This is a genomic window from Leptolyngbya cf. ectocarpi LEGE 11479, from assembly GCF_015207065.1.
GTDB lineage: Bacteria > Cyanobacteriota > Cyanobacteriia > Phormidesmidales > Phormidesmidaceae > Leptothoe > Leptothoe ectocarpi.
In genome coordinates, this window is sequence record NZ_JADEXP010000384.1 from 1 (window position 1) to 6,085 (window position 6,085).

Genomic DNA, 6,085 nt, shown 5'->3' on the forward strand with positions numbered 1-6,085 from the left:
CAGAAAAAGCAATTATTGATATTCGAAAACTGCGTGATTACTGTCTCAATCCAAATCATGGTAAGGGAATGCATAAAGCTCAATTGTTTCTTTCAATCTTAGGGATGACTTCTGAAGATGCAGATGCACTACGACACATTTTGCTTAAGGCTGTTAAAATTACAGAAGCTAAACTTGGAAGGCACGATGAATTTGGGCAGCGCTATACTGTAGACTTCATGCTCAAGTGGCAAGATAAAAGTGCAACGGTTCGGAGTGGTTGGATCATCGAACATAGCTCAAATATTCCAAGACTAACAACTTGCTATCCTCTTTAGAAGTCTGGAAGGAATGTGAAATGGGATCTAATACAATTCAGTTGCTTGATGTAGTGGCTTTGGTAACTGACTTCCCTGAGTATAATTTATGGCGTGGCCAGGTCGGTACAGTCGTAGAAGTTCTAGCGGAAGGACAAGCATTTGAGATAGAGTTCAGTGATCGTAACGGTCGCACCTACGAGTCTCTAGGTTTGCGCTCAGAACAGCTCATGGTCTTGCATTTTGAACCAGTGTCTCCTGAACCAGTATCCGAAATGGCCACAGCGTGAGCATCTGCTGTATGGCCCGATTGCAAGAAGGATTTCAAGACACACAGCACTATATTCTTGAAAAACAGGTGCCTGTTATCTGCGATGACGAAACCACTTGGCGGGCATTCATGCGTAATGGAGAGAACCTGCTAGTCGCTAAGGATGCAGTGGGCAAGTATACGGTGATAACTGTGTTTTTGGGCTTTAATCATGGTGAGATAGAAACGCCTCAGTTTTTTCAAACAACGTGCTTTGGTGCGAGCAGCGAGACGCGATCAAAATATTCAGCGACCTGGGAACGTGCTTGTTTACGCCATCGTGGGACTGTCGCCTGTGCTGAGTCTTTGACAAAGTTTGCAGCAGACCAGGCGGCTGGTGTTGATAAGTCGTTTGAGTTTGTTGACTGTAATGTTGTTCCTGGCGAGCTTCAATTTATTCTTCAGTCTGAAGCGGAAGCGATTGAATTTATGCCAACCAATAGAGAAAATTGGGAACGTCGTGGACGTGTGATCGTATTCCTGCTCTAATCGCAGGGCAGATACGAGACCTGCCCCATGCGGATATCCGTACTAATCCAGCCGGACTCGCTTGGTCAGAATTGCCATTACCTCGTTTGGCTGTCCCGTGGGTAAGGGGCGGCTCCAGTCGTTGGGTTCGGCGTAGTTGACTTTATGCAACTGCTTGATGGTGGCTTGGACAAAGCTCAGGCTGCCGAACAGCATATGACGTCCAGATTCGTAGTCGTAGTCTGGCAAAATGTCAGACTGATTTGCAGGCGGCTTTGCGCCCGATGTTGAGTCTTTAAACATGGGATCTGGTTCTCCAGTAAGGAAGGAAAGCCAGAACCTAACCCTAGCCCCCCACAAATAAGTCATGACAAATCGCAGGGGGTAGGGCACAATAACCCAATCCCATGGATTGCTTCGAAATCCGCGGGTAGCCGTCGACAGGTGGTGATGACACCTGCCGACGGTGCCAAGTATTAGGTTCCAGTAGAACAGCTGCTAAAGCAGCATTCGGTAACTGTAGACCGGGTTCTGGGGTTTCGTCAAGCGAGTGCTTGGTCACTTGAGGTTCTCCAACACTGTTTCAATCGCCGCTTTTGCAGAATTGAGTAGATTTTAGGCTGGCTGAGTGTTTGTCGTCCGCTCGTAGAAGAGCAAACCGACGCGATCTATGTGAGCAATCATGTCCGGGTTTTCAATATGGCTAAAAATCGATAGGTCAAACAAATATGGCAACAGCAGGTCATCTAGCTGCTGTTCAATCTGTAGCAAATGCCCATGGGTCAGTCCTTGGCCCATCAAAGTCAAATCAATATCCGAGCCAGGCCGATAATTGCCTTTAGCGCGCGACCCGTAGATGATAGTGCGCTCAATTTCAGCATATTGCTGCAGCACATGGGTGATCTGCTCAATGGTGCTCTGTTTTAGCCCAAATTGTAAGGGGTCACTCTGCATCCTGTAGAGCCTGCATCTTGGTTTGTAACTGCACAAATAAAGTAAAAAAACGACCTTTGATATTTTCTGCGATCGCACGAGCAGTTGCCTGATTGTAAGTATGGCTAGTGCGATTCCGCTCTTTAATCATATCCATCCAACTTGTGCCATCTTCAAGCAAGCCGACATTAAACGCGAGCCGAGTAGCATCGCGTGAGCCATAGATGTTTTGATTTCCTTGATACTGCAGATAATCTTTCAAGACATTCCAGGCTAGCTCGTGGGTATATTCAAACGCTTGTATTAACCCTTGCTCTTCCAGCTCATTTAGCTCACCTTTATCGATAAACTTGGTCAGCTGAGTGAGGGCACGCTTATAGTTTGCAAACCGCTGCTTCCAACGAATATCAGGAGTCTGATTAGATTCAATTTTATTCTCTGTCATAATCATCAAAGTCGCGACTAGCTGACCATAGGTAGGGCAAAGGAGGTAAATGCAATCGGTTTACTATCGCTTATTTTACAGAAGCAAGCATGGATCTCTCGGCTGGCTCTAACCTTAGGAGGCAAAACACATGAATGACTGTCCGCTGGTATGGGTCATTATGGGGGTGGCCGGAGCAGGAAAAACTGTTGTTGGGCGTCTGCTGTCCGAGCGGCTGGAGAGCGATTTTTTAGAAGGTGATCGCCGCCATTCTTTGTCAAATATTATAAAAATGCAGTCTCGGATAGCCTTAGAAGACAAGGATCGTCACCAATGGCTGTTGGAAATAGAAGACGATATGCAACAGGCTATCGATAAAAATCGGGAGACTGTGCTGACCTGTTCTGCCTTAAAGGCATCCTACCGAAAACAGCTGGCATCATTTGAGCGAGTCCAGCTTGTGTGGCTCAATGTGCCTCAAGCCGACCTGGAGCGAAGATTGTTGAGACGGGCCAATCATTATATGAAACCCGAAATGTTGGCAAGTCAGCTAGCGGCATTTGAACCCATTAGCCCAGAAGAGAATGTGATTACCATCGATGGCCGGTTGTTACCCGCTAAGATTGTTGATGAATTACTCAACCAGGCAACCTGGCTGTTTCCAGATTTAGAAAAGCCCTGGTGGCAAAGAACTGGTAGGAATTAGTTTTATTATGATTCGACCCACTACTCCTGATGACACGGCAGCGCTGCTTGCCCTGGCCAACGCGGCGATTGGCTTCTCACCGGATGAGCTAACGGAACTGAGTCAAACCCTGACCGATTACTTTGAGGGCGGCAGCGACTCTTTTTGGCTGACTGATGACGACAACGGACCGGTGGCAGCGGCCTACTGTGCGCCGGAACGGATGACGGACGGGACGTGGAACCTACTCTTTATCGCTGTCCACCCTGAACAGCAAGGGCAAGGTCGGGGAACAGCAATGGTGCAGTATGTCGAGGAAACGCTGACGGCACGGGGGGCACACTTGTTGCTGGTGGAGACACTGGCCAGCTTTGAGCGCACGCGAGCGTTTTACCGCAGGTGTGGGTACGAGGAAGAGGCGAGAATTCGTAATTTCTACGAAGCGGGGGCTGACAAGATCATTTATTGTAAAGCGCTAGCTGTCTAGGGCAAAGGAGCGATTAGGACTCTTCTAGATTGCTAAGTACAGCGTCTGCATCGCAGTCTGTATCGCACAAGTCATCTAGACGAAAGCGGGCAATTTTTTGAATTTCCAACAGTGCCCGCTGGTGCTCACTGGCGGGTGTGTTTTGCAAACGCTGGGTAAAGGCCGCTAATATCTCGTCTTTGGTTTGACCTTTGATGGCCATGATAAAGGGAAAGCCAAACTTAGTTTGATAGGCCGTATTCAGCGTTTGAAACTGTTCATACTCTGATGGTTTGAGACGGTTTAGACCAACGTTGGTTTGCTCCTGTACTGAGGCAGCGGCCATGTGTACTCGACTACCCAGGTCAGGGTGGGCTCGAATCAGGTCTAGTTGGGCCGTCTCAGACATCTGCTCCACCAGGGCCACCATGGTTTGGTGGAGATTTGCCACATCGGTAAACGGACGCTGGTGCCAGGCTTGTGCCGCAATCCTGGGGGTGTGTTCGAACACGTCGCCAAGGGTCGTGACAAAGTCTGCCTGAGTCATTTGGTTTAGCTCAGTAATGGTGTGTGCCATGGTGATTAGCTGCCTCGGTAGGTGCTGTAGGACCAGGGGGAGCAAAGCAACGGTACGTGATAGTGGGCCGTGACATCAGCGATCCCAAACTGCAGGGGCACGTTATCTAGAAAGGGGGGCTCGGGCAGGTCGCTAAATTGTTTTCTAAAGTAGTCGCCGACGGCAAACCGCAGCTCATAGACGCCGACAGTAAACTCATTGTTCATCAACAGAGGGGCATCGGTGCGACCATCGGCATTGGTGATGACGGTTTTGAGGATGCGATCGCAACTCCAAAGTTCAATCGTCAATCCGGTTGCCGGGCAGCCCTGAGCCGTATCAAGGACATGGGTGGTGAGTTTGCCTGTCATGGTAGAGCCTAAACTATCCTTATTTTTACGATTTCTACAAACCAATGAACGAACAATGGACGAACAATGGAAATTTAACGGTCATGCTATAGTTTACGCGCAGCGCCCACAAATAAACGGTTCAAAACTGCCCATAGATAGTCAATACTAGTGAATCCGGGAGATTTTCTAATGCAGAAGGAACAGCTTTTGACTCAAACAATGGCGTTTCTCTTATGTACCACAACCGACACCACCCTGGGCAAGCTATTACAGCTGTGCCTTGCTGCCAAAGTAGATGCTAAAAATTCAGGTAAAGGCCCCCTAGAATTTGCCGAAGATCTATTGCAGCATCCCGAGACAATATCCAGCTGGATTTCTGAAGTCGTTGACAGTGATGACCGCTATAGCGTTGAAGAAATGGTGGCTCTGTCAGAGATGAATCTCAAAGATCCCCAAAAGTTTATGCAGAAACTGTTGGATGAGATGACGGTATTAGACACGCAAGGGCTGTAATTGATTACGTCTCAGCAACATCATGAAACCATCATTTTCTAAACGTCAGCCGCCTCAGAACATGTAGGGATTTCGTCCCCATAGTCTGAGAAGCTACATAATTTAAACATTTTTGTAGACGACTGTTGGTGCTCAACAAATAACTGTTGCAAGACGCCCATATGCACGACTATCTATGCTACTGACGGACCAGATGTACAGAAAACCGAATAATTATGGCTTGTTAAGACCCTAGGCAATTACCGAAGGTCTGTGTCAAGATCGTAACAACACACGTAAAGAGGTAACTCAAAGCAGTTGAGATATTAGGAAAATCAAGCGTTTTACGTGTAGTAGCCTTTGTCTTTCCATTGTCTTCAAAGGCTAACCAGTTCACCCATTGAGGAGATCACCTATGTTGTTGCGCAGCACTACCCTACTGGCTCTACTTTTACCTATCGTTGTCTCACTGCCAGGCTATGCCGCCTCTGAGACAGATGTGCAACGTCTAGAACTGACGGGTGCTTGTCCTGGGTGTGACCTCTCAGGTGCTGACTTACAAACTGCTCACCTAATTGGGGTTGATTTGCGTGGAGCCAATCTTCAAGGGGCTAACCTTGAGGGGAGTAATCTGGAAGGGGCTGACCTGACCAGCGCCAACCTGACAGGGGCTAACCTCAGCGATGCGTTTTTGACTAACGCTGTTTTTGAATCAGCAATTTTAGACGGCGCGGATTTGTCCGGTTCCACACTCTATTTTACGGATGTTACCAATGCCTCGCTTGAGAACATTGACATTGCCGAGGCCCAGGTATACGGAACGCCGATCAGCGTAGGTGGCCCGTATGAAGACTATCAAGAAGAGATCGGACAGTAGTAGGGCTAATGAAATCTAAAACGGCAGCCTTTAGCGAGGCTGCCGTTTATGTGTGAGTTGGAGAATAGCTAAAGATATCGAGCCCTCATCCTAAAGCCTTCTCCCTGGGGGAGAAGGACTTTGAATTTGCTCCCCTTCCCCCTGGGGAGAAGGGGTTGGGGGATGAGGGGTGACTCTTACACCGGTAAAATCGAGCGCTGACAGGCAGGACACACAGCATGAATC

At 48.2% G+C, this 6,085-nt stretch carries 13 protein-coding genes; 7 read left to right on the forward strand and 6 right to left on the reverse strand.

Features of this window, described 5'->3' with window-relative positions; all coding sequences use genetic code 11:
- From IQ260_RS26315 to IQ260_RS26325, 3 genes are all read left to right on the forward strand, one after another.
- Positions 1–317 (forward strand): DUF6883 domain-containing protein (locus IQ260_RS26315; RefSeq protein ID WP_193996048.1); only part of this gene is annotated, 317 nt, incomplete at its 5' end.
- Between the two features lie 20 nt (positions 318–337).
- Positions 338–586 (forward strand): DUF4926 domain-containing protein, encoded by a 249-nt coding sequence (locus IQ260_RS26320; RefSeq protein ID WP_193996049.1) that lies wholly within the window; start codon positions 338–340, stop codon positions 584–586.
- Between the two features lie 11 nt (positions 587–597).
- Positions 598–1,095 (forward strand): hypothetical protein, encoded by a 498-nt coding sequence (locus IQ260_RS26325; protein WP_193996050.1) that lies wholly within the window; start codon positions 598–600, stop codon positions 1,093–1,095.
- A gap of 42 nt (positions 1,096–1,137) precedes the next feature.
- On the opposite strand, the gene IQ260_RS26330 is transcribed toward IQ260_RS26325, so the two are convergent.
- The 4 genes from IQ260_RS26330 to IQ260_RS26345 are packed head-to-tail and all read right to left on the reverse strand — an operon-like array spanning position 1,138 to position 2,452.
- Positions 1,138–1,377 (reverse strand): hypothetical protein, encoded by a 240-nt coding sequence (locus IQ260_RS26330; RefSeq protein WP_193996051.1) that lies wholly within the window; start codon positions 1,375–1,377, stop codon positions 1,138–1,140.
- 43 nt (positions 1,378–1,420) lie between these two features.
- Positions 1,421–1,636 (reverse strand): hypothetical protein, encoded by a 216-nt coding sequence (locus IQ260_RS26335; RefSeq protein WP_193996052.1) that lies wholly within the window; start codon positions 1,634–1,636, stop codon positions 1,421–1,423.
- 53 nt (positions 1,637–1,689) lie between these two features.
- Positions 1,690–2,028: a nucleotidyltransferase domain-containing protein gene (locus IQ260_RS26340; RefSeq protein ID WP_193996053.1), complete on the reverse strand. Its 339-nt coding sequence runs from the start codon at positions 2,026–2,028 to the stop codon at positions 1,690–1,692.
- Positions 2,018–2,452 (reverse strand): nucleotidyltransferase substrate binding protein, encoded by a 435-nt coding sequence (locus IQ260_RS26345; RefSeq protein WP_193996054.1) that lies wholly within the window; start codon positions 2,450–2,452, stop codon positions 2,018–2,020. The genes IQ260_RS26340 and IQ260_RS26345 overlap by 11 nt, the downstream gene beginning before the upstream one ends.
- 130 nt (positions 2,453–2,582) lie before the next feature.
- Between IQ260_RS26345 and IQ260_RS26350 the strand changes: the two genes are divergently transcribed.
- Together IQ260_RS26350 and IQ260_RS26355 are read left to right on the forward strand one after the other, a co-directional pair.
- Positions 2,583–3,137, forward strand: a complete 555-nt coding sequence (locus tag IQ260_RS26350) for a gluconokinase (protein WP_193996055.1) — start codon at positions 2,583–2,585, stop codon at positions 3,135–3,137.
- A gap of 7 nt (positions 3,138–3,144) precedes the next feature.
- Entirely contained in the window at positions 3,145–3,603 is a 459-nt protein-coding gene (locus IQ260_RS26355; protein ID WP_193996056.1) for a GNAT family N-acetyltransferase, read from the forward strand.
- 13 nt (positions 3,604–3,616) lie between these two features.
- Here IQ260_RS26355 and uraD read toward each other — a convergent pair whose 3' ends face one another.
- The gene (gene uraD / locus IQ260_RS26360) at positions 3,617–4,159 is read right to left on the reverse strand and encodes a 2-oxo-4-hydroxy-4-carboxy-5-ureidoimidazoline decarboxylase (RefSeq protein ID WP_193996057.1); all 543 of its coding nucleotides are present in this window, start codon (positions 4,157–4,159) and stop codon (positions 3,617–3,619) included.
- A 5-nt stretch (positions 4,160–4,164) separates the two neighbouring features.
- On the reverse strand, positions 4,165–4,509 hold the full coding sequence (gene uraH, locus IQ260_RS26365; protein WP_193996058.1) for a hydroxyisourate hydrolase: 345 nt from the start codon (positions 4,507–4,509) through the stop codon (positions 4,165–4,167).
- A 171-nt stretch (positions 4,510–4,680) separates the two neighbouring features.
- Here uraH and IQ260_RS26370 point away from each other — a divergent pair, with 171 nt between their 5' ends.
- Together IQ260_RS26370 and IQ260_RS26375 are read left to right on the forward strand one after the other, a co-directional pair.
- Positions 4,681–5,004: a hypothetical protein gene (locus IQ260_RS26370; protein ID WP_193996059.1), complete on the forward strand. Its 324-nt coding sequence runs from the start codon at positions 4,681–4,683 to the stop codon at positions 5,002–5,004.
- Between the two features lie 394 nt (positions 5,005–5,398).
- Positions 5,399–5,860 (forward strand): pentapeptide repeat-containing protein, encoded by a 462-nt coding sequence (locus IQ260_RS26375; protein ID WP_228016455.1) that lies wholly within the window; start codon positions 5,399–5,401, stop codon positions 5,858–5,860.
- Positions 5,861–6,085: the final 225 nt, after the last annotated feature.